This is a genomic window from Aquabacterium sp. CECT 9606, from assembly GCF_918741295.1.
Lineage (GTDB): Bacteria > Pseudomonadota > Gammaproteobacteria > Burkholderiales > Burkholderiaceae_C > Aquabacterium.
In genome coordinates, this window is record NZ_CAKKNB010000004.1 from 267,920 (window position 1) to 288,776 (window position 20,857).

Sequence of the window (20,857 nt, forward strand, 5' to 3'; positions counted from 1 at the left end):
TCAGGCTCCGGTCGTGACGCGGGTGATGAACTGGCTGGATTCTTTCAGACTCTGGCGCCCCTCAGGCAGCATCACCATGGTGGGCCAGACGTGGGGCATCTTGGCCTTGAGGTGAATCTCGCTTTGCAGGCCTTGCTGAAGGGCTCGTTCGTGCAGACGGGTTGAGTCGGACAGCAGGATCTCGTGCCTGCTGGCGTGGATCATCAGCGGCGGCAAGCCCTTCAAATCGGCGAACAGGGGCGAGGCCAGCGGGTGCGTGGCCGATTGGCCGGCCAGGTAGAAGGTGGCAGCCTGGGGCAATGATTCCGGGTTGAACATCACGTCGGCGTCGGCCAGGGTCTTCATGGTTTCGCCCGAGCACGACAGGTCGGTCCAGGGTGAGAACAGCAAGGCACCGGCGGGCATGGGCAGGCCTTGGTCGCGCGCGGCCACCAGGCAGGCCAGGGCCAGACCACCACCGGCCGAGTCGCCGGCGAACACCACGCTTTTGGGCGAGATGCCCTGGCTCAACAACTCTTTCCACCAGGCCACGGCGTCATCCACGGCGGCGGGGAAGATGTTCTCGGGGGCCATGCGGTAGTCGACCGACAGCACGCGGGCCTTGGCCGACTTGGCCAGGTAGGCGCACACGGGGCGGTGCGTGTCCAGGCCGCAAAAGAAATAACCGCCGCCATGGAAGTACAGCACCGTGCGCTGCGGGTTGTCCACGCTCAGCCATTCGGCCGCGCACAGGCCGGAAGCGCCCTTGGCGGCCACGGGCGTGTGTTTGATCTCGGCGGGCGGTGCCGGGTAGCGCTTGGCCGCCTTGGTGATCATGTGGCGGACTTTGGGAACATCGATCGGACCGCGGCCCTTGCTCTTGAACTGCCAACGTAAAACCAGGTTGGCGATGACGACTTGAATGCTCATGCTTTGTCCGCGGTGTATTTCGAAAGGTTGAAGTGGCGCGTCTTCAAACGGTACGCAAATGTAAAGCCTGGCCACAGCAAGGAGTTGCGGCCTTTGTCATCGACGTACCAACTCTTGCAGCCTGAACTCCAAACCGTTTGCTTGAGCTCGCTTTGCACCTTGTCGATGAACTGGGCCTGTGCCTCGGGCTTGACGTCCAGCGCCTTGATGCGGTGCTCTTTCATGGCCTTGATCGCATTGACGATGTAATGCGCCTGCGATTCGATCATGAAGACCATGGAGTTGTGGCCCAGACCGGTGTTGGGGCCCATCAGCATGAAGAAATTGGGAAAGCCCGACACGGCCACGCCCAGGTAGGCTTCAGGGCCTTGCTTCCACACATCGGCCAGGTCGATGCCGCCTTTGCCGAACACGGTGTTGTGCGGGATCGGGTCCTGCACCTTGAAGCCCGTGCCCAAGATGATGGCGTCGACTGGGCGCTCTACCCCATCGGTGGTGACCACGCCTCGTGGTGTCACTTCGTGGATGCCTTCGGTGATGACATCGACGTTGGTGCGGGCCAGGGCCGGGTAGTAGTCGTTGGAAATGAGCAGGCGCTTGCAGCCAGGCGTGTAGTCGGGCGTGAGCTTGGCTTGCAGCACCGGGTCCTTGATGGCCTGGCGGATCTTGTGCTTGGCGACCTTGGCCACCAGGCCCATCCACTCGGGCTTGAACTTGAAGGCCAGGAAGCGCAGTTCCATCGTCCAGTACAGCTTGGTGCGCGCCCAGCGTTGGCGCCAGGGGTTGGCGCTGAAGTCGGCCTGCTCGCGCTGCGACAGGGGGCGGTCATCCTTGGGCACGACCCAGGGCGGGGTGCGCTGGAAGTAATACAGGTGATCCACCTTGGGTGCGATCTTGGGCACGAACTGGATGGCGCTGGCGCCACTGCCGATCACGGCCACGCGCTTGCCGACCAAATCGTAGTCGTGGTCCCAGGTGGCGGAGTGGAAGGTGGCGCCCTTGAATTTGTCCAGGCCTTTGATGTTGGGCGTGGCGGGGTTGCTCAGGCCACCCATGCCCGAGACCAGGATCTCGGATTCGAAGGTGCGGCCGTCGTCGGACTGGACCACCCACCGCTTGCGAGCATCGTCAAAGCGCGCGCTCAGCAGGTTGGCGTTGAAGCGGATGTGCTTGAGCAGGTCGTACTTGGTGGCCACGCCTTTGAGGTAGGCGTAGATCTCGGGTTGGGGCGCATACATGCGCGACCAGTTCGGGTTGGGTTCGAACGAAAACGAGTACAGGTGCGAGGGCACGTCGCAGGCGCAGCCGGGGTAGGTGTTGTCGCGCCAGGTGCCGCCCACATCGTCGGCGCGCTCCAGCAGCACGAAGTCGTCTTCACCCATTTCGCGCAATTTCACGCCCATGCACAGGCCCGAAAAGCCGGTGCCGATCACCAGGATCTTGTGCCGCTGCACGACGGCGGCTTGGGGATCGGCGCTGGGCTTGTAGGCCAGGTTGGAATTGGGGTTCATGCGACTTCTCAAATCCGTTTTTGTGACAAAGAATCATGTCAGATTAACTTTGACAATGATCCATGTCAATATAGTGATCCCTATGGACGGACTAATTTCTGACAGCAACCCTCCGAACAAGCGCCGCTATGGTGGCGTCTTGCCCGAGGACCGCCAGCGTCAGCGGCGGGTCAAGCTCATCGACGGCGCCATCGAGGTGTTCGGCACGAAGGGCTTCCACGCCGCGACCGTGCGCGAAGTGTGTGTGGCCGCGCACCTGACGGAGCGCTACTTCTACGAGTCCTTCAAGACGCTGCCGCAGTTGTTCATCGCCGTGTACGCGCATTTGCGCGAAGAGTTGATGGCCAAGACCCTGGCCGTGATGGCCTCGGCCGAGAAGACGCCCCTGGGCTTGCTGGAACCTGCCATCCGCGTGTTCCTGGAGTTCATCCGCGACGACCCCCGGCGGGGCCGGATCATGCTGGTCGATTCGCTGAGCATTGACAACGAAGTGGCGGCTTTCAGTGGCGCCACGGCGCGCGATTACTCTGAATTGCTCAAGCTGCACCTGGGGCGCATGATTCCCGCCAACGATCTGCCCGAGCTCAGCCTGGACCTGCTGGCCGAAGGCATGATCGGCATGAACGTGCTGCTGGCGGCGCGCTGGATGCAGGATGGGTTTGTGGAGCCGATCGACAAAGTGGTGCGGACGAATCTGCTGCCGTATCAGGGGTTGATGTCGCTCTTGGACAAGCGCTGAGGTCAGCGATCACTGGGCGCCAGATCCGCGCCCAGCGCCTCACGCTCATCGAACACGAAGCACGTGCCCTGGTAGTGCTGGCCCCCAGCCAACTCGAAGTATTTCAGGATGCCGCCGTCCAGTTGGTAGACGTGGTCCACGCCGGCCTCGGCCATGAACAGCGCGGCCTTCTCGCAGCGGATGCCGCCGGTGCAAAAGCTCACCACCGTCTTGCCCTGGAATTGATCCTTGTGGGCCAGCACCTGCTCCGGGAACTCGCTGAACTTGCCCAGGCGCCAGTCAATCGCACCCTCGAAGGTGCCGAAATCCACCTCGAAAGCATTGCGGGTGTCCAGTGTGACCACCTTGCGGCCTTCATCGTCGTGGCCCTGATCCAGCCAGCGCTTCAAGGTGGGCGCGTCCACGGCGGGCGCGCGGCCTTCGGCCCCTTCCACGTCCGGCCGGATGGTCGGGTGGTTCATGCGGATGATCTCGTTCTTGACTTTGACCAGCATCTTGTGGAAAGGCACGGTCTCGGACCAGCTTTCCTTCGGGAGCAGGTCGGCAAAGCGAGGATCGGCGCGCAGCCACGCCACGAAATCGCGCACGGCCTGTTCAGGGCCGGCCAGGAACAGGTTGACCCCCTCTTCGGCCAGCAAAATGGTGCCTTTCAGGCCTGAAGCCTGGCACAAGGCCATGGCCTGCTCCCGCAACTGGGCAGCGTCGGGCAAGGTGACGAATTTGTACGCGGAAATGTTCAGGATCGGGGTCATGGGCGCAATTCTAAGGAGGGGCTTCTTACAATCCCCCTCATGCCCTTCATTCACCTGCGCACCCACACCGAGTTTTCCGTCGTCGATGGCACGCTCCGCATCGACGACCTGGTGGCTGCCGCCAAAGACGACCGCCAGCCCGCCCTGGCCATCACCGACCTGAGCAACCTGTTTGGCGCGGTCAAGTTCTATTCCGCTGCGCGAAAAAAAGGTGTGCAACCCATCATCGGGGCCGACGTCTGGCTGGAGGCCGACGAGCCTCAGCGGCCCGCATCGCGTTTGCTGCTGCTCATTCAAAACAGCCAGGGTTACCTGCATTTAAGCGAACTGCTGGGCGATGCCTGGACGGCCCCGGGCCAGCGCACGCATGCCACGGTCAGCTGGGCCAATCTGCAGGCCAAATCAGCGGGCCTGATTGCCTTGTCGGGTGCCGAAATGGGCGTCATCGGGCAAGCCCTGATGCAGGGCGACCTGGCGCGCGCCGAAGCCCTGGCCCAGCGCCTGGGCAGCATCTTTGAAGGGCGCTTCTACATCGAGCTGCAGCGCTCGGGGCATGGTACCAACGAAACCTACATCCGCGCCGCTGTGCCCTTGGCTTCGCGCTTGGGCCTGCCCGTGGTGGCCACGCACCCGGTTCAGTTCCTGACACCCGATGATTTCGAGGCGCACGAAGCGCGCGTCTGCATCGCCGAGGGCGAGACCCTGGGCAACCCGCGCCGCGTCAAGAAATTCACGCGCGAGCAGTACTTCAAGACGCAGGCGCAGATGGAGGCACTGTTCGCCGACATCCCCACCGCCGTGGCCAACACTGCAGCCATTGCGCGCCGCTGCGGGCTGACCTTGATCTTGGGCAAGCCGCAACTGCCTGACTTCCCCACGCCCATCCTGGAAGACGGGCCGGACAAAGGCAAGCCCATGCCCATGTCGGACTACTTCCGCGTGTTGTCCTTTGAAGGCTTGGAAGAGCGGCTGTTGCACCTGTTCCCCGATCAAGCCGTGCGCGATGCCAAGCGGCCCGAATACGTTGAGCGGCTTGAGTTCGAGATCAACACGATCCTGAAGATGGGCTTCCCCGGCTACTTCCTGATCGTGGCCGACTTCATCAACTGGGCCAAGAACAACGGCTGCCCCGTGGGACCGGGCCGGGGTTCGGGCGCCGGCTCGCTGGTGGCGTATGCGCTCAAGATCACCGACCTCGACCCGCTGCAATACAACCTGCTGTTCGAGCGATTTCTGAACCCCGAGCGCGTCTCGATGCCCGACTTCGACATCGACTTCTGCCAGGGCAACCGCGACCGCGTCATCGACTATGTGAAAGACAAGTATGGTCGCGAAGCCGTGTCGCAGATCGCCACCTTCGGCACCATGGCCGCGAAGGCGGCACTGCGCGATGTGGGCCGCGTGCTGGGCATGGGCTATGGCCACGTCGACAGCATCGCCAAGCTGATCCCCGCGCCGCCGGGCAAGTCGGTGACGCTGGCCAAGGTGCCCGCCAATCCCGATCCCGGCATCATCTACGCCCGCAAGGAAGCGCCCGAACTGGAGCAGCGCGAAGCGGCCGAAGAAGAAGTGGCCGAACTGCTGACCCTGGCCATGCGCGTTGAAGGCATGGTGCGCAACATCGGCATGCACGCCGGGGGCGTCTTGATCGCGCCAGGCAAGATCACCGATTTTTGCCCGCTCTACATGCAGCCCGGCAGCGACAGCGCCGTCAGCCAGTACGACAAGGACGACGTGGAGGCCATCGGCCTGGTCAAGTTCGACTTCCTGGGCCTGGCCACGCTGACCATCCTGGAGACCGCCAAAGAGTTCATCATCGCGCGGCACCCGGATCAGAAGGATTTTGACTTCGCCAAGATCCCGCTGAAGGACGCTGCCACCTACCGCTTGCTGTCCGAAGGCAAGACCGTGGCCGTGTTCCAGCTTGAATCGCGCGGCATGCAAGGCATGTTGCGCGACGCCAAGCCCAGCGTCTTCGAGGACATCATCGCGCTGGTGGCCTTGTACCGCCCTGGTCCCATGGACCTGATCCCCTCGTTCTGCGCGCGCAAACATGGCCGCGAGGAGGTGGAGTACGCCCACCCCTTGATGGCCGAGGTGCTCAAGGAGACCTACGGGATCATGGTCTACCAGGAGCAGGTGATGCAGGTGGCGCAGAAGGTGGGCGGCTACTCGCTGGGCGGCGCCGACATGTTGCGCCGGGCCATGGGCAAGAAGAAGGTCGAGGAGATGGCGCAGCACCGCGCGATCTTCGCGGAAGGCGCGGCCAAGAACGACATCAAGTCTGCCAAGGCCGATGAGATCTTCGACTTGATGGAGAAGTTCGCGGGCTACGGCTTCAACAAGTCGCACGCTGCCGCGTATGCCTTGCTGGCGTACCACACGGCCTGGCTGAAGGTGCATTACACCGCCGAGTTCTTCGCGGGGAATATGAGCGTGTCGAGTGACGACACGGACAAGCTCAAGATCTTCCACGACGACGCCACACAGAATTTCAACATCACCTTCACGCCGCCCAACGTCAATGCCGGCGCGTGGAAGTTCGAGCCGATCGACAACAAGACGATCTGCTATGCGCTGGGTGCCATCAAGGGCACGGGGCAGGGCGCCATCGAGGCCATCGTGGCCTGCCGCAATGAGGGCGGCCCTTTCAAAAGTTTCTTCGATTTTTGCGCCCGGGTCGACCGCTCTCGCGTCAACAAACGCGTGGTCGAGGCGCTGATCAAGGCCGGTGCCTTTGATTCATTGGAGCCACACCGCGCCGGCTTGCTGGCCAGCGTGGCCCTGGCCTTCGACTACGCCGACACCCAACTGGCCAATGCCGACCAGGGCGGCCTGTTCGACTTTGGAGATTCGCACGCGGCCTCCACCAACGAGCCCGACCTGGTGCCCACCGAGCCCTGGGGCCTGAAAGAGCAGCTCACGCTCGAGAAAACCGCCATCGGCTTCTACTTGTCGGGCCACTTGTTCGACGAGGCCGAGGCCGAGGTGCGCCGCTTTGCAAAACAGCGCATCGCCGACCTGCAGGACAGCCGCGAGGTGCAAGTCGTGACCGGCATCATCAGCGACCTGCGCGTCATCAATGGCACGCGCGGCCGCGTCGGCTTGTTCAAGCTGGATGACAAGAGCGAAAGCATCGAGGCCGTGGCCAACCAGGACACGCTGGACGCCAACAAGGAGCTGCTCAAGGACGATGAACTGGTGATCATCCAGGGCAAGGTGCAAACCGATCGGTTCTCGGGCGGCCTGCGCCTTAACGTGCAACAGGTGTGGAGCCTGGCGGCAGCCCGTTGCCGTTTCGCGCGCTTCGTGCGGGTGACCGCGAAGAACCAGCATTTGCCGGTGGCCGATGTGTTGCGCGAGTTCCCCGCGCGGCGGGTGGCCTCGCCCCAGCCCGATCAGCCGGAGACCATTCAGGGTCTGCCGATCCGCGTGGTGGTCGAGCGCCAGGAGGCCGAGCTGTCGGCCCGGGGCGAGCTGGACCTGGGTGAATCAGCGCGCATCTACCCCAGCGACCAGGCCCTGGCCCGCTTCAAGGAACTGATGCCCCTGGGCCAGCCCCAGATCGTGTACGGCGAGGGCTGACCGCCCGCCGCCGTCAAAGGCCATCAATCCCAGCGGTGGTGCCAGCGGCGAGGCTCGCCATGCCAGCCTCGGGCGGGCGCGCCGCCATAGACCGTCACGCCGGGCTGGTAATAAGTCGCGGGGCCCACGCCAGAGTCCTCCATCATTGGTGGGGGCGCCATCACCATGGGGCCCGCCGAGCCCACGGGATTGACCGTGACTTGCAAGGGGATGGTGCGGCCTGGTTCTTCGTCCATCTGGGTGCTGTAACGCTGGCCAGCGTATTCGTAGACCACGTCATAAGCCACCACCTGGTTTTCATAAGAGGCCTGCTGTTCGCAGCGGCGCACCGAGCGCGTGCTGCCTTGGCGGCCATCGTTCTCGATGTGGTCGCCCAGCACAGCGCCACCAATCAGGCCGGCACCCGTGGCCAAGACATTGCCCGATCCCTTGCCCAGGGCATTGCCCACCACGCCGCCAGCGATGGCGCCCAGCAAGGCGCCGGCGCCCGACGAACGCGCGGGTTCCTGGTACAGCTCGTCACGGCAGACCTGTCGGGGCACGGCCACCTGGGCCACCACTGGCGTGGCCGAAATCACCTTGGCCTGCACGGTGGACGAGGTTGAACTGGTCGCGCCAACGACGGAGCCCACGCGGGGGCCGGCGATGGCGCCACCCGCGGCCAGTGCGCAGCCCAAGGCCAGCACGGTGTTCAAGAGGGAGGGGCGGTGGTTCATGGCGGTGTCTTTCTCCATTGGCGGATCGGCAATGAGCCGAGCCTGCCCCTATAACGGGCCCCCGTTCAGGCGGGTGGACAGGATTGTTTTGTGGGTGGCGTAAAGATCGGTGAAGACTTCTGGCCCCCAGGGCGCCTAAAATCCCCGGTTTGTCTCAATCGCCACTCATCACCATGTCCAAGACCGTCAAGCCCGCCGCCAAGTCCGCGAAGCCCGTGAAAGCAGTTGCGCCCGCCGCTGTCGCTGCCGCGCCTCAAGTCAAGAAAGTCGTCCTGGCTTATTCAGGCGGTCTGGACACCTCCATCATCCTGAAATGGCTGCAGGACGAGTACAACTGCGAAGTGGTCACTTTCACCGCCGACATCGGTCAGGGTGAAGAGATCGAGCCGGCCCGCGCCAAGGCCATCAAGATGGGCATCAAGCCCGAGAACATCTTCATTGAAGACCTGCGCGAAGAATTCGTGCGCGACTTCGTCTTCCCCATGTTCCGCGCCAACGCGCTGTACGAAGGCGAGTACCTGCTGGGCACCTCCATCGCCCGTCCGCTGATCGCCAAGCGCCTGATCGAGATCGCCAAGAAGACCAAGGGTGACGCCATCAGCCACGGTGCCACCGGCAAGGGCAACGACCAGGTCCGCTTCGAGCTCGGCGCCTACGCGCTGATGCCCGGCGTGAAGGTGATCGCCCCCTGGCGCGAGTGGGACCTGCTGTCCCGCGAAAAGCTGCTGGCCTACGCCGACAAGCACGGTATCCCGGTTGACTTCAAGAAGCGCAAGGGCGGCGCCCCGTACTCGATGGACGCCAACCTGCTGCACATCAGCTACGAAGGCGGCGTGCTGGAAGACCCGAACTTCGAGCCCGAAGCCAATATGTGGCGCCTGACAGTGTCGCCCGAGAAGGCGCCCAACAAGCCGCAGATCATCGAGCTGACCTACGCCAAGGGTGACGTGGTCGCCATCGACGGCGTGAAGATGTCGCCCGCTCAGGTGCTGACCAAGCTGAACGAGATCGGCGGCAAGCACGGCATCGGCCGCCTCGACAAGGTCGAGAACCGCTACGTGGGCATGAAGAGCCGCGGCTGCTACGAAACGCCTGGCGGCACCATCCTGCTGTCGGGCCACCGCGCCATCGAGTCGATCACGCTGGACCGCGAAGTGCTGTCCCTCAAGGACGACCTGATGCCCCGTTATGCCCGCCTGATCTACAACGGCTACTGGTTCAGCCCCGAGCGCGAGTTGCTGCAAGGCCTGATCGACGCGTCGCAAGTGACTGTGAACGGCACCGTCAAGCTCAAGCTGTACAAGGGCACCATCCTGTGCGTGGGCCGCGAGTCCAAGACCGACAGCCTGTTCGACGCCAAGATCTCGACCTTCGACGATGACGGCGGCGCCTACAACCAGGCCGACGCGGCTGGCTTCATCAAGCTGAACGCCCTGCGCTTGCGCATTGGCGCCAATGTGAACGCCCAACGCGAGGCCACTGCCAAGGCCAAGGCCGACAAGTCGGCGGCCCGCAAGTCGGCCGCCAAAAAGCCCGCAGCGAAGAAGGCCGTGGCCAAGAAGGCCGCCTGATCAGCCTTCCTCATCATTCATTTCGGAGATTCTTCATGACCATCACCACCACCCTGGCTGGCACCGTCAGCACCCAGGCCAATGTTTACTTCGATGGCAAGTGCGTGTCGCACACCGTGACGCTGGCCGATGGCACGCGCAAGAGCGTGGGCGTGATCCTGCCGGCCGTGTTGACCTTCAACACTGGCGCGCCCGAGATCATGGAAACCGTGGCCGGCAAGGCGACGATCAAGCTGGCGGGTGCCAGCGAATGGACGACTTACGGCCCGGGCGAAAGCTACAACGTGCCTGGCAATTCGTCGTTCGAGATCAAGGTGGAAGGCGAGCCTTACCACTACATCTGCCACTTCGGCTGATCTGAAAGCTCAGAACCGCGGTTCAGGCACCTCGTCCATGGACTGCGGCTCGCACTCCATTTCGAGGTTGCCCAGCAGATTGTCGTCATGGTCCAGCAGTTCGCCTTCCAGCTCACCGCTCTGGCGGTCGATGGACATGCGGATGGTGGCCAGCTTTTTGAGGTTGGGCTGCCACACGATCCACTGGCCGCGCACCCAGTCGTTGTAGTACACGGTGCCCGGCAAGGGCAGCTTGTACAGCATGGTGTAGGACACCTGCGAGGCCTTGTAATGCAGGCGCTCACCCACCGGCAGCACGTTTGATTTCTGGATCAGTGCCGTGGTGTTGTTGTCGCGCATGGCCAGGTCCAGCGTGGCCGCCTTGCTCTTGCTGCCGGCTGACAACTTGCCCTTGCAGTTGAGGTAAAGGTTGAATTCGGCGGCGCAGGCGTGGCCGCCGATCAACAACAGGACGCCAGCCAAGCCGGCAAATCGCGATGCTGGCCTCATTGTTTTTTCTTGGTCGACTTGGGCCTGGGTTTGGCATCGATTTCTCTGGATGCGGCGGTGTCGCCACCTTGCACGCCCAGTCGGCCGCCGGTGCCCAGACCACCCTTGACGGTTTGCGCCTTGTAGTTGCGCAAGGCCTTGACCATCTGGTTGTACGAGTCGGCGAAGGCGGCCATCACGACCTTGCCTTGCGGTGTCTTGGAGTAGCCACCTCCGCCGCCAATGCCGCCACCACCAAAGGCCGCGCCGAAGCCGCCAAAGTCGAAGTTCTTGGCGCTGCCTTCGGAGGCCGAAATCTGCACGCCAGAGCGGTTGTCGATCAGCAGCAGGGTGGTGGAGGCCTCATTGCGGCTGACGTTGGCCGCCAGCCCGGCGATCATGCCCAAAGTGCCACCGCCGCCAAAGGCAGAACCGCCGCCCGTTTTGCCCGAGAACTGGATCGACGGTGACATGGTGTAGTCGGCCGCCACCAATTGGCCTTTGCCAAAGTTGCTGCCAGCGCGGCTTTCCTCGCCGCGGGCGAACTCGCGCTCGCGCATCACATTGTTCATGCTCTTGCCGCGCTCGACGATCACGAAGCAGTTGCTTTGCTGGATCATCATGCGCAACACGGGCACGGTCGAGCCCAGTTGATGGTCGCGCAATTGGTAGTACCAGGGCGCATTGGTGTCTTCTTCAATCGCCAGGGTGCCCAGGGTTTCGCCGCAGGACTCCAGCGCGGAGTTCTGCGCTTCGGCGCTGGATCCGCCCACGGCGCCTGTGACCACGCCCTTGTTCTCCCCCATGGTGGGACCGGTGGAACAAGCCGTCATCAAAAGAAGGCTGGTGGCCATGGCGGCCAGTTGGCCAAGCCGTTGAGCGGTGGCGTGGTTTTTGGAAGAGACCAAATGCATGAGTTACCCCTGTGAAAGAGCAGTGTGGAGGCGTAAAACGGCAGTATAGGTGGGCACGATTCTGTGGCGCTACCCCTCTCTCTAGGGAGAAGGGTGATGCTTCACACCACCACGGGTTCGGGTTCCAGCCTGATGCCAAAGCGGCCGTACACGCTCTCTTGGATCGCGCGCGCCAGGGTCAGCACCTCGGCCCCAATGGCGCCGCCTCGGTTCACTAAAACCAAGGCTTGCTTTTCATACACACCCGCGCGGCCAATGGACTTGCCCTTCCAGCCGCAGGCGTCGATTAACCAACCCGCGGCCAGTTTGAAGCTGCCATCGGGCAAGGGGTAGTGCACGATCTCCGGGTCGCGGCCGATGATGTCGCGGCATTGTTCGGCCGTCACCACCGGGTTCTTGAAGAAGCTGCCGGCGTTGCCGATCACGGCCGGGTCGGGCAGCTTGGCCCGGCGGATCTCGCAGATCCAGTCGAAGATCTGGCGGGCATCGGGCTGGGTGATGCAGGTCTCGGCGATCTTGCGTTCCAGCTCCAGGTAGCCCAGCAAGGGTTTCCAGGGTCGGGGCAGTCTCAAGCGGACCTTGGTGATGACGGTTTTGCCCGCCAGCTCGTGCTTGAAAACGCTGTCGCGGTAGGCAAAGTGGCAGCGGTCCACACCCAGGGTCACGGTGCGGCCCGTGGTCAGGTCGACCACGTCGACCGATTCAAGCCGGTCTTGCAATTCGACGCCATAAGCGCCAATGTTCTGCACGGGCGAGGCGCCCACCGTGCCGGGGATCAGGGCCATGTTTTCCAGGCCGGGCAGGCCTTGGTCCAGCGTCCAGGCCACGGCCTCGTGCCAGGATTCACCAGCACCCAGCTCGACAATGAAGGCATCATCGCGGGTTTCCAGCAAGCGCTTGCCCATGATCTCGATCTTGAGCACACACAGGTCCACATCCTGCGTGAGCACCAGGTTGCTGCCCCCACCCAGGATGAACTTGCGGGCGCGGCCGAATTCAGGGCTGTCGACGACTTTGCGCACGTCGGCCTCGGACGTGATGCGCACCAGGGTCCGTGCCACGGCGGGCAGGCCAAAGGTGTTGTAGGGTTTGAGGCTGGCGCCTCGGTCGACCGCTAGGGGTAAGTGCATGGCAGAATTTTCGCAGACCAAAGGAGACTTTTCATGCCCAGTTTTGACACCGTTTTAGACCCCAACCTGGTTGAAGTGCGCAATGCCGTTGACCAGACCACGAAAGAAATCGTCACGCGCTTCGATTTCAAGGGCACCAGCGCCCGCATCGAGATCAAGGAAAAAGAGATCACCGTGTTCGGCGACAGCGACTTCCAGCTCGACCAGGTGCGCGATGTGCTGACCCTGAAGATGACCAAGCGCAACGTCGATTCACGCTTCCTGGACGTTGGCAAGCCCGAAAAAATGGGTGGGGACAAGGTCAAGCAAGTTATCACCGTCAAGGCCGGGATTGAGGCCGAACTGGCCAAGAAAATCAACAAACTGCTCAAAGACAGCAAGATCAAGGTCACGTCCAGCATCCAGGGCGACAGCATTCGGGTACAAGGCAACAAGCGCGATGACTTGCAGACGGCGATGGCGCTGATCCGCAAGGAAATCACCGAAGCGCCTTTGTCGTTTGACAACTTCCGCGACTGACTGTTTTTTGACAAGGGTGGCACCACCGCCCACAGGGAGACCCTTTTTGAGCACCTTGCACACCATGCCTGCGTCTTTGCGCCATGTTTTGGCTTTGTCCGCCTTGATCGGGTTCACCTTGGGGGCGGCCCAGGCACAAAGCGTGGCCATGACCGGTGGCATGGGCAGCAAGGCCCTGCTGGTGGTGGATGGCAGCCCGCCCAAGGCCGTGGGGGTGGGCGACACCTTCAAGGGCGTCAAGGTGATCAGCGTGAACGGCGACAAGACCGTGGTCGAGATGAAGGGTGTGCGCCAGACCGTGGTGCTGGGTGGCGCGCCCATCAGTGTGGGTGGCTCGGGCGGTGGCGGCACGGGCAATCAGATCGTGCTGTCGGCGGTGTCTGGCGGGCATTTCATGTCGCAGGGCACCATCAATGGCAAGGCCACCCAGTTCATGGTGGACACGGGCGCCACCACCATCGCCATGGGCATGGCCGAGGCGCAGCGCATGGGCATCAAGTACCAGGATGGTCAGCGCTTCCAGGGCAGCACGGCCAATGGCGTTGTCACGGGCTACGGCATCAAATTGGCCAGCGTGCGCATTCAGGACGTGGAAATCTTCAATGTTGACGCGGCAGTGTTGCCTCAGTCCATGCCCTATATTTTGTTGGGCAACAGCTTCTTGTCGCGCTTCCAGATGAAGCGGGACAACGACACCCTGACCCTGACCAAAAGGTACTGACATGGACCTCCATTTCACCCCTGAAGAACAGGCTTTTCGCGACGAGGTGCGCGCCTGGGTACGCGCCAACTTGCCAGCCCACATTTCAGACAAGGTGCACAAGGCCTTGCGGCTGGACAAAGCCGATCAGCAGGGCTGGGCGCGCATCCTGGGCGCGAAGGGCTGGCACGGCTGGGCGTGGCCCAGGGAATTTGGCGGGCCTGGCTGGAACGCCGTGCAGCGCCACATCTTCGAAGAAGAATGCGCGCTGGCAGGCGCGCCACGCGTGGTGCCGTTTGGCCCTGTCATGGTGGCGCCCGTCATCATGGCCTATGGCACGCCCGAGCAGCACCAGCGCTTCCTGCCCGGCATCATGAGTGGCGATGTCTGGTGGAGCCAGGGTTACAGCGAACCTGGCTCGGGCTCAGACCTGGCGTCGGTCAAGACGCGGGCTGAGCGCCAGGGCGACAAGTACATCGTCAATGGCCAGAAGACCTGGACCACGCTGGGCCAGCATGGCGACTGGATTTTCTGCCTGGTGCGCACCAATTTCGAAGGAAAGCCGCAAGCGGGCATTTCCTTCTTGCTGATCGACATGAAGTCACCCGGCGTGACTGTGCGGCCGATCATCACCCTGGATGGCGAGCACGAGGTCAACGAGGTGTTCTTCGACAACGTCGAGGTGCCCGTTGACAACCTGGTCGGCCAGGAGAACCAGGGCTGGACCTACGCCAAGTACCTGCTGGCCCATGAGCGCACCAACATCGCAGATGTGAACCGCGCCAAGCGCGAGCTTGAACGCCTCAAGCGCATTGCCGTCACTGAAGGCGTGTATGACGACCCTCGCTTCCGCGACCAGATTGCCTTGCTGGAAGTGGATGTGGTGGCGCTGGAGATGATGGTGCTGCGCGTGCTCAGCGCCGAGAAGGGCGGCAAGAAGGCGCTGGAAGTGGCGGGCCTGCTCAAGATCCGCGGCAGCGAGATCCAGCAGCGCTACACCGAGTTGATGATGCTGGCGGCCGGGCCTTACGCCGTGCCCTTCTTGTTCGAGGCCATGGAGGCGGGTTGGCAAGGCGACCAGTACTTCGCGGGTGGATTCCCCGGCGGGGCGCTGCACGCTGCGCCCTTGGCCGCCAACTACTTCAACTACCGCAAGACCACGATCTACGGGGGCTCCAACGAAGTCCAGCGCAACATCGTGGCCCAGCAGCTGCTGGGCTGATCGCGCGCGCTTTCTGCAAAGGACACCGACATGGATTTCGATTTCAACGACGACCAGGAACAGTTGCGCGACGCGGTGCGCAAATGGGTGAGCAAGGATTTCGATTTCGAACGCCGGCGTGGCATCGTCAAGGCGGGTGGGCAGCAGGGTGGCTACTCGAAAGAGGTGTGGCAATCGCTGGCCGATCTGGGCCTGCTGGGCCTGGCCGTGCCGGGTGACCATGGCGGCATGGAGATGGGGCCCATCGAGGCCATGGTGGTGATGGAGGAACTGGGCCGCGGCCTGGTGCTGGCACCTTACGCGGCCGTGGCCCTGATGGGCGTGGCGGTGTTGCGAGACCACGTGCCTGTCGCCGTGCAGGCTCAATGGTTGCCACAGATCGCGGAAGGGCGCGCGCGTCTGACCCTGGCCTACCAGGAGCGCGCGGCGCGCTACCGACTGGGCCACGTCACGACCACGGCCCAGGCCCAAGGCGAGACCTGGGTGCTGAACGGTGTGAAGAGCCTGGTGCCCGTGGGCGACCTGGACGATGGTGTGGCCGAGGCCTACATCGTGCCGGCCCGCGTGACAGGTGCGGTGGATGACCACGCGGGCATCGGCCTGTTCCTGGTGGAGCGAGGCGCGCCCGGCCTGCGTGTTCAGCCCCATCCCACGCAAGATGGTGGCCGTGCCGCTGAACTCACCTTGACGCAAGCCGCTTCCACGATGCTGGTGCCCGCGCTGAGCCAGGGTGCGCACCCACTGGGCGGCCATGCCGTGCTGGAGCACGCCACCGACATCGGCATCGCCGCGCTTTGCGCTGAGGCAGTGGGGGCCATGGAGCAACTGCTGGCCATCACGGTGGATTACATGAACACGCGTAAGCAGTTTGGCGTGGCCATCGCGAGCTTCCAGGCCTTGCGCCACCGCGTGGCCGACATGAAGATGCAGCTGGAGCTGGCCCGCTCGATGAGCTATTACGCCTCGCTCAAACTGACGGCGCCTGCGGAAGAACGGCGCCGTGCCATCTCGCAGGCGAAGGTGCAGTTGGGGCAATCCATGCGCTTCGTCGGGCAGCAGGCGGTGCAATTGCATGGCGGCATCGGCGTGACCGACGAGTACAACGCCGGGCACTACTTCAAGCGCTTGACCGTGATCGAGTTGACTTTGGGCGACACCTTGCACCACCTGGGCGAGGTGTCTCAACGCATGCAGGACACGGCCGGCGTCTTCGCCTGAACGCGCTTCACAGGCCGTGGCGCTTGATCTTGTCGTGCAAGGTGGTCTTGGCGATGTTCAAGGCCTCGGCGCAGCGGGCCACGTTGCCGCCATGGCGTTGCAGCTCGGCGTTGATCATGGCCCTCTCGAACTGGTCAACGGCTTCTGACAGCGACTGGCTCGCGGCGCCCGCCGTGTCGGCCACGTCGACCACGCCATTGCGCACGCCCAGCACCAGGCAGTCGGCCACATTGCGCAGTTCGCGCACATTGCCGGGCCAGGCGTAGGCCATGAGCTTGGACATCAGGGCGGCGCTCAACTCGGGTTGCGGGCGGTTGAAGCGCTGCGCGGCCAGCAGCGTGAAGTGCGTCATCAGCATGGGGATGTCTTCGCGGCGCTCGCGCAGCGGCGGCAGTTCGATGCACACCACGTTGAGCCGGTAGTACAGGTCAAGGCGGAAGGTCTTGTCCTGCGCGCGGGCCAGCAGGTCGTCCTTGCTGGCGGCCACCACGCGGCAGTCCACATCGATCGATTGGTTGGAGCCGAGGCGCTCCAGCTTGCGTTCCTGCAGCACGCGCAGCAGCTTGATCTGCATGTTCATGGGCATGGACTCGACTTCGTCCAAAAACAAGGTGCCGCCCTGGGCGTGCTCGATCTTGCCGATGCGGCGCTTTTGCGCGCCCGTGAAGGCGCCGGCTTCGTGGCCGAAGAGCTCGCTGTCGAGCAGGTTGTCGGGCATGCCGCCGCAGTTCAGGGCCACGTAGGGTGCGTCGCGGCGGTGCGAGAAATCGTGCAGGGCTTGGGCGACGAGTTCCTTGCCGCAACCGGTCTCGCCACGGATCAAAATGTCGACGGGCGATTCGGCCACGTCCAGCACCAGTTGGCGCACGCGCTTCATGGCATCAGACTGGCCGATCAGCTTGCCTTCGATGCCGGTGCGGTGGGCCAGTTGCTGGCGCAGCTTGGCGACCTCGCTGGTCAGCAGGCGCTTTTCAAGGGCGCGCCGCACCACGTCGACCAGCACCTCGGGCGAGAAGGGTTTGGTGATGAAATCGTAGGCGCCGCTGCGCATGGCATCCACGGCCAGCGTCACATCGCCATGGCCGGTGATCATGATGGCCGGCAGCGAGGGGTCGAATTGCTGGCACAGGCGGATCAGCGACAGGCCATCGGCCTTGGGCAGGCGCATGTCGGTGACGACCACGCCGACCTGCCCGGCGGTGACGTGCGGCAGGGCTTCTTCGGCCGAGGCCACGGCTTCGACCGCCAGGCCGGCCAGTTGCATGGCCTGCACGCAACCCAGGCGCACGTTGGGGTCGTCTTCAACGATGAGGATGGTGAATTCGGTGCTCATGCGGTGGGTGGCTTGTGGGCCGGGTCGGGCGGGGTGTCGTGGGGGCCTTTTTCGGGCAACAGCAGCACGAAGCGGGCGCCGCCTTCGGGCGGGTTCTCGGCGCTCAGTTGACCATGAAACTCGCGGACGATGTCTTGCGAAATCGACAAGCCCAGCCCCAGGCCGATGCCGACCGGCTTGGTGGTGAAAAAGGGCTCGAACAAGCGGGGCAACAGGTGCTCCGGGATGCCACTGCCCGTGTCGCTCACGGTCAGGCGGATCCAGCCATCGCCGGTGGGCAGGGCGCTGAGGCTCAAGGTTTTGAGCGGGGCTTCGCGCATGGCGTCCAGCGCATTGCCGATGAGGTTGACGATGACCTGCTCCAGGCGGTTGGGGTCGCACCAGGCCAGCGTGTGGCCTTCGGGGCACTGGTTGATCAGCGTCACCTGTTCGGATTGGATCCGCGAGTTGAACAGCAGCAGCGCGTTGTTCACCGCCTGGCCGACGTCGGTGACGGCGGGCGAGGCCGGTGCCTTGCGGGCAAAGCCCTTCAGCGGGTGGATGATGCCGCCCATCTGGTCGGCCAGGCGGCTGATGATGCCGAGGTTGCTCTCGACCGTGCCCAAGATGCCCCGCTTGAGGAACTGGGAGGTGTTGCCCGACAGGGTGCGGATGGCGCTCAGAGGTTGGGCGAGTTCGTGCGTGATGCCGGTGGCCAGTTGGCCCAGCACGGCCATCTTGGCGGCCTGCACCAACTCGTCTTGCGCGGCGCGCAGGGTGCGTTCAGCCTGCACCCGTTCCGTCACTTCCTGGCGCAGCCGCAGGTTGGTGTCGGTGAGGGCCTTGGTGCGGCGTGTGACCTTGTTCTCCAGCTCGGCATTGGCTTGCTCCAGCACGCGCTTGGATTCGAGCTTTTGCGCCAGGATGCGGCGCCGCTGGTTGACCACCACGCCCAGCAGCAGCACGAAGCCCGCCGCCACGCAGGACAGCAGGCTGACCAGCACGGCTTGCTTGCGCACCGCCGCCAGGTCCGTGAAGATCAGCAGTTGCCAATGCATCTTGTCGATGGCCATGGACTGCACCAGCACGTCGGCATTGAGGTGCGGCGCCAAGCCCGCGCCGTTCAGGACCACGCCCTGGCTCAGCTGGGCGCTGTCCAGATCGGACAGCCTTGCACTGAGCGGAAAACGCGGCAGGGTCTTGAGGTTGTAGCGCTGGGTCACTTGCCAATCCACCCGCTGCTCGATGGTCTGCTCGGCCAAGGTGGTGTAGCGCCAATCAGCCTGAGATGACAGGATGACCACACGGTTTTCATCGGCGATCAAGGCGGGCACCCCCAGCATCGACCAGGCTTGTTCGATGGGCTCCAGCGAGATCTTGATGACCGCCACGCCGACCACCCGCTGGCCATCGTGGATAGGGTTGGAGAGGTAGTAGCCCGGTATGCCTTGCGTGTTGCCGATGGCGAAGTGCCGACCCACCTTGCCCGACAAGCCGTCCAGGAAATACGGCCGGAAGGCCAGGTCCTCGCCCATGAAACCGCTGGGCTCTTCGCCATTGCTGGCGGCCACCACGATGCCACGCTCGTTGAGGATGTAGACCACCATGCTGCCCAGGTGGCTGTTGAGTTCCTTCAGGTAGCCGTTGACCACCTTGGCGCGGCCGGGCTCGCCGGGGGCCCGCAACATGGCCAGCACGTCCTTGTTGAGTTGTATGGTGGCGGGCACGTGCTCCAGGCGGTTCAGCAGGCTGTCGACTGTCGAGGCAAACAGCTCCAGCCGGTGCCCTGCATTGACCTGCACGGCGGCCATGCCTTGGCGCTGGCTCAGCTCGAAGCCCAGCGCGCCCGACAGGATCAGCAGCCCCAGCGCCAGACCCATCTGCAACAGCGTGCGTGCGCGCTTGAGGATGTCCGGGAGTGACAGCGGCGGTGTCATGAAGTCATGGATACAGGCCGCGCAAGGCCCGCGCCTCCAGCACCCGCGTGCAGGCCGCGATGAAGGCGGCTGTGCGCAGGTGGACACGCTTTTCCTGCGCCACGTTCCAGATTGGCTCAAAGGCCTCGGACAGCACGCGGTCAAGCCGCATGTTGATGTCCTGCTCGGTCCAGAAAAAGCTGGAGGCGTTCTGCACCCATTCGAAGTAGCTCACCGTCACGCCACCCGCGTTGGCCAGCACGTCGGGCAACACGGTGCAGCCCATGTCCCACAGGATGTCTTCGGCCTGCGGCGTGGTCGGGCCGTTGGCGCCTTCCACGACCAGCTTGGCCTTGATCTGGTAGGCGTTGGCTTCGGTGATCTGGCGCTCCAGCGCGGCGGGCAGCAGGATGTCGCAGTCGACGCCCCAGAACGACGCGTCGTCGATGACCGTGCCTCCCGGGAACTCGCGCAAGGCGCCTTCGGCCACCTTCAGGTGATGCTGCAAGGCGTGCGGATCGATGCCCGCCTCGTTGTAGATCGTGCCGCCCACGTCCTGCACCGCGACGATCTTGGCGCCATGTTCGTGGAACACGCGGGCCGCCGCGTTGCCCACGTTGCCGAAGCCCTGGATGGCCACGCGCGCGCCTTCCATCGGGCGGTTCAGGCGCTTCATGGCCTCGCGGGCCACCACGAAGCAGCCGCGCCCGGTGGCATCGCGCCGGCCCAGGCTGCCGCCCATGCTCAGCGGCTTGCCAGTGACCACGCCGGTCTGCGTCCCGCCCTGGTTGATGGAATAGGTGTCCATCATCCAGGCCATGACCTGCTCGTTGGTGTTCACGTCGGGCGCGGGGATGTCGCGGTCGGGGCCGATCAGCAGGCCGATCTCGCTGGTGTAGCGGCGCGTCATGCGCTCCAGTTCGGCCAGTGACAGGCGGCTGGGGTCGACGCGGATGCCGCCCTTGGCGCCACCATACGGCAGGTTCACCGCCGCGTTCTTCACCGTCATCCAACCGGCCAGCGCCATCACTTCCGAGATGTGCACCTGCGGGTGAAACCGCACACCGCCTTTGCCTGGCCCGCGCGACAGGTTGTGCTGCACGCGGTAGCCCTCGAAGTGCTCGATGCGGCCATCGTCCATGCGCACGGGCACGTCCACGATCAGCATGCGCTTGGGTCGGCGCAAAGTCTCGACCCATTGGGCCAGTGGGCCCAGGTGCGGCTCGACGCGGTCGAGCTGTTCCATGAACATGCCCCAAGGGCCGGGGTGGGAAGGATCGATGTAGGAAGGGAGCGCGTGTGCGGTGGGCGTCGTCATG

The 20,857-nt window shown here is 63.8% G+C and carries 18 protein-coding genes; 8 read left to right on the top strand and 10 right to left on the bottom strand.

Features of this window, described 5'->3' with window-relative positions; all coding sequences use genetic code 11:
- Both LQ232_RS18515 and LQ232_RS18520 read right to left on the bottom strand, forming a co-directional pair.
- Entirely contained in the window at window positions 1-909 is a 909-nt protein-coding gene (locus LQ232_RS18515; protein WP_230181871.1) for an alpha/beta hydrolase, read from the bottom strand.
- The gene (locus LQ232_RS18520; protein ID WP_230181872.1) at window positions 906-2,420 is read right to left on the bottom strand and encodes an NAD(P)/FAD-dependent oxidoreductase; all 1,515 of its coding nucleotides are present in this window, start codon (window positions 2,418-2,420) and stop codon (window positions 906-908) included. The genes LQ232_RS18515 and LQ232_RS18520 overlap by 4 nt, the downstream gene beginning before the upstream one ends.
- Window positions 2,421-2,502: 82 nt before the next feature.
- Between LQ232_RS18520 and LQ232_RS18525 the strand changes: the two genes are divergently transcribed.
- A complete protein-coding gene (locus LQ232_RS18525) occupies window positions 2,503-3,159 on the top strand; it encodes a TetR/AcrR family transcriptional regulator (protein ID WP_230181873.1) in 657 nt (218 codons plus the stop codon).
- Window positions 3,160-3,161: 2 nt separating this feature from the next.
- Here LQ232_RS18525 and LQ232_RS18530 read toward each other — a convergent pair whose 3' ends face one another.
- Window positions 3,162-3,911 carry a sulfurtransferase gene (locus LQ232_RS18530; RefSeq protein WP_230181874.1) on the bottom strand — a complete coding sequence of 250 codons (750 nt, stop codon included), beginning with the start codon at window positions 3,909-3,911 and terminating at the stop codon, window positions 3,162-3,164.
- 39 nt (window positions 3,912-3,950) lie between these two features.
- On the opposite strand from LQ232_RS18530, the gene dnaE reads away from it, so the two are divergent.
- Window positions 3,951-7,496: a DNA polymerase III subunit alpha gene (dnaE, locus tag LQ232_RS18535; RefSeq protein WP_230181875.1), complete on the top strand. Its 3,546-nt coding sequence runs from the start codon at window positions 3,951-3,953 to the stop codon at window positions 7,494-7,496.
- Window positions 7,497-7,519: 23 nt separating this feature from the next.
- Here the strand turns inward: dnaE and LQ232_RS18540 are convergent, their stop codons facing one another.
- Window positions 7,520-8,212, bottom strand: coding sequence for a glycine zipper 2TM domain-containing protein (locus LQ232_RS18540; RefSeq protein WP_230181876.1), 693 nt, complete (start codon window positions 8,210-8,212; stop codon window positions 7,520-7,522).
- Window positions 8,213-8,385: 173 nt separating this feature from the next.
- On the opposite strand from LQ232_RS18540, the gene LQ232_RS18545 reads away from it, so the two are divergent.
- Together LQ232_RS18545 and LQ232_RS18550 are read left to right on the top strand one after the other, a co-directional pair.
- Window positions 8,386-9,783 (top strand): argininosuccinate synthase, encoded by a 1,398-nt coding sequence (locus LQ232_RS18545; RefSeq protein WP_230181877.1) that lies wholly within the window; start codon window positions 8,386-8,388, stop codon window positions 9,781-9,783.
- A gap of 35 nt (window positions 9,784-9,818) precedes the next feature.
- On the top strand, window positions 9,819-10,139 hold the full coding sequence (locus LQ232_RS18550; protein ID WP_230181878.1) for a pyrimidine/purine nucleoside phosphorylase: 321 nt from the start codon (window positions 9,819-9,821) through the stop codon (window positions 10,137-10,139).
- A gap of 9 nt (window positions 10,140-10,148) precedes the next feature.
- Here the strand turns inward: LQ232_RS18550 and LQ232_RS18555 are convergent, their stop codons facing one another.
- The 3 genes from LQ232_RS18555 to murB all read right to left on the bottom strand — a co-directional run bounded on the left by LQ232_RS18555 (window position 10,149) and on the right by murB (window position 12,651).
- Window positions 10,149-10,628, bottom strand: coding sequence for a hypothetical protein (locus tag LQ232_RS18555; protein WP_230181879.1), 480 nt, complete (start codon window positions 10,626-10,628; stop codon window positions 10,149-10,151).
- Complete coding sequence (locus LQ232_RS18560; RefSeq protein ID WP_230181880.1) at window positions 10,625-11,521, bottom strand: CsgG/HfaB family protein; 897 nt, start codon at window positions 11,519-11,521, stop codon at window positions 10,625-10,627. The genes LQ232_RS18555 and LQ232_RS18560 overlap by 4 nt, the downstream gene beginning before the upstream one ends.
- Window positions 11,522-11,622: 101 nt before the next feature.
- The gene (gene murB, locus LQ232_RS18565; protein ID WP_230181881.1) at window positions 11,623-12,651 is read right to left on the bottom strand and encodes a UDP-N-acetylmuramate dehydrogenase; all 1,029 of its coding nucleotides are present in this window, start codon (window positions 12,649-12,651) and stop codon (window positions 11,623-11,625) included.
- A 33-nt stretch (window positions 12,652-12,684) separates the two neighbouring features.
- Here murB and LQ232_RS18570 point away from each other — a divergent pair, with 33 nt between their 5' ends.
- The 4 genes from LQ232_RS18570 to LQ232_RS18585 are packed head-to-tail and all read left to right on the top strand — an operon-like array spanning window position 12,685 to window position 16,310.
- A complete protein-coding gene (locus LQ232_RS18570; protein ID WP_230181882.1) occupies window positions 12,685-13,170 on the top strand; it encodes a YajQ family cyclic di-GMP-binding protein in 486 nt (161 codons plus the stop codon).
- A 46-nt stretch (window positions 13,171-13,216) separates the two neighbouring features.
- Window positions 13,217-13,891, top strand: a complete 675-nt coding sequence (locus LQ232_RS18575) for a TIGR02281 family clan AA aspartic protease (protein ID WP_371820310.1) — start codon at window positions 13,217-13,219, stop codon at window positions 13,889-13,891.
- Window position 13,892: 1 nt separating this feature from the next.
- Entirely contained in the window at window positions 13,893-15,092 is a 1,200-nt protein-coding gene (locus tag LQ232_RS18580) for an acyl-CoA dehydrogenase family protein (RefSeq protein WP_230181883.1), read from the top strand.
- A gap of 30 nt (window positions 15,093-15,122) precedes the next feature.
- Window positions 15,123-16,310 carry an acyl-CoA dehydrogenase family protein gene (locus LQ232_RS18585; RefSeq protein WP_230181884.1) on the top strand — a complete coding sequence of 396 codons (1,188 nt, stop codon included), beginning with the start codon at window positions 15,123-15,125 and terminating at the stop codon, window positions 16,308-16,310.
- Between the two features lie 7 nt (window positions 16,311-16,317).
- Here the strand turns inward: LQ232_RS18585 and LQ232_RS18590 are convergent, their stop codons facing one another.
- The 3 genes from LQ232_RS18590 to LQ232_RS18600 are packed head-to-tail and all read right to left on the bottom strand — an operon-like array spanning window position 16,318 to window position 20,856.
- Window positions 16,318-17,643 (bottom strand): sigma-54 dependent transcriptional regulator, encoded by a 1,326-nt coding sequence (locus LQ232_RS18590; RefSeq protein ID WP_230181885.1) that lies wholly within the window; start codon window positions 17,641-17,643, stop codon window positions 16,318-16,320.
- Window positions 17,640-19,559 (bottom strand): ATP-binding protein, encoded by a 1,920-nt coding sequence (locus LQ232_RS18595; RefSeq protein WP_230181886.1) that lies wholly within the window; start codon window positions 19,557-19,559, stop codon window positions 17,640-17,642. Before LQ232_RS18595 ends, LQ232_RS18590 begins: the two co-directional genes overlap by 4 nt.
- 4 nt (window positions 19,560-19,563) lie before the next feature.
- A complete protein-coding gene (locus tag LQ232_RS18600; RefSeq protein ID WP_230181887.1) occupies window positions 19,564-20,856 on the bottom strand; it encodes a Glu/Leu/Phe/Val dehydrogenase in 1,293 nt (430 codons plus the stop codon).
- Between the last annotated feature and the right edge of the window lies 1 nt (window position 20,857).

Bases quoted from the DNA above. Each gene is read 5' to 3' on its own strand.
- LQ232_RS18550 (WP_230181878.1), top strand. From the start codon at position 9,819: ATGACCATCACCACCACCCTGGCTGGCACCGTCAGCACCCAGGCCAAT.
- LQ232_RS18590 (WP_230181885.1), bottom strand. From the start codon at position 17,643: ATGAGCACCGAATTCACCATCCTCATCGTTGAAGACGACCCCAACGTG.
- LQ232_RS18555 (WP_230181879.1), bottom strand. From the start codon at position 10,628: ATGAGGCCAGCATCGCGATTTGCCGGCTTGGCTGGCGTCCTGTTGTTG.
- LQ232_RS18600 (WP_230181887.1), bottom strand. From the start codon at position 20,856: ATGACGACGCCCACCGCACACGCGCTCCCTTCCTACATCGATCCTTCC.
- LQ232_RS18540 (WP_230181876.1), bottom strand. From the start codon at position 8,212: ATGAACCACCGCCCCTCCCTCTTGAACACCGTGCTGGCCTTGGGCTGC.
- LQ232_RS18560 (WP_230181880.1), bottom strand. From the start codon at position 11,521: ATGCATTTGGTCTCTTCCAAAAACCACGCCACCGCTCAACGGCTTGGC.
- LQ232_RS18545 (WP_230181877.1), top strand. From the start codon at position 8,386: ATGTCCAAGACCGTCAAGCCCGCCGCCAAGTCCGCGAAGCCCGTGAAA.
- LQ232_RS18580 (WP_230181883.1), top strand. From the start codon at position 13,893: ATGGACCTCCATTTCACCCCTGAAGAACAGGCTTTTCGCGACGAGGTG.
- LQ232_RS18595 (WP_230181886.1), bottom strand. From the start codon at position 19,559: ATGACACCGCCGCTGTCACTCCCGGACATCCTCAAGCGCGCACGCACG.
- LQ232_RS18525 (WP_230181873.1), top strand. From the start codon at position 2,503: ATGGACGGACTAATTTCTGACAGCAACCCTCCGAACAAGCGCCGCTAT.
- LQ232_RS18520 (WP_230181872.1), bottom strand. From the start codon at position 2,420: ATGAACCCCAATTCCAACCTGGCCTACAAGCCCAGCGCCGATCCCCAA.
- dnaE (WP_230181875.1), top strand. From the start codon at position 3,951: ATGCCCTTCATTCACCTGCGCACCCACACCGAGTTTTCCGTCGTCGAT.
- LQ232_RS18530 (WP_230181874.1), bottom strand. From the start codon at position 3,911: ATGACCCCGATCCTGAACATTTCCGCGTACAAATTCGTCACCTTGCCC.
- LQ232_RS18585 (WP_230181884.1), top strand. From the start codon at position 15,123: ATGGATTTCGATTTCAACGACGACCAGGAACAGTTGCGCGACGCGGTG.
- LQ232_RS18570 (WP_230181882.1), top strand. From the start codon at position 12,685: ATGCCCAGTTTTGACACCGTTTTAGACCCCAACCTGGTTGAAGTGCGC.
- LQ232_RS18515 (WP_230181871.1), bottom strand. From the start codon at position 909: ATGAGCATTCAAGTCGTCATCGCCAACCTGGTTTTACGTTGGCAGTTC.
- murB (WP_230181881.1), bottom strand. From the start codon at position 12,651: ATGCACTTACCCCTAGCGGTCGACCGAGGCGCCAGCCTCAAACCCTAC.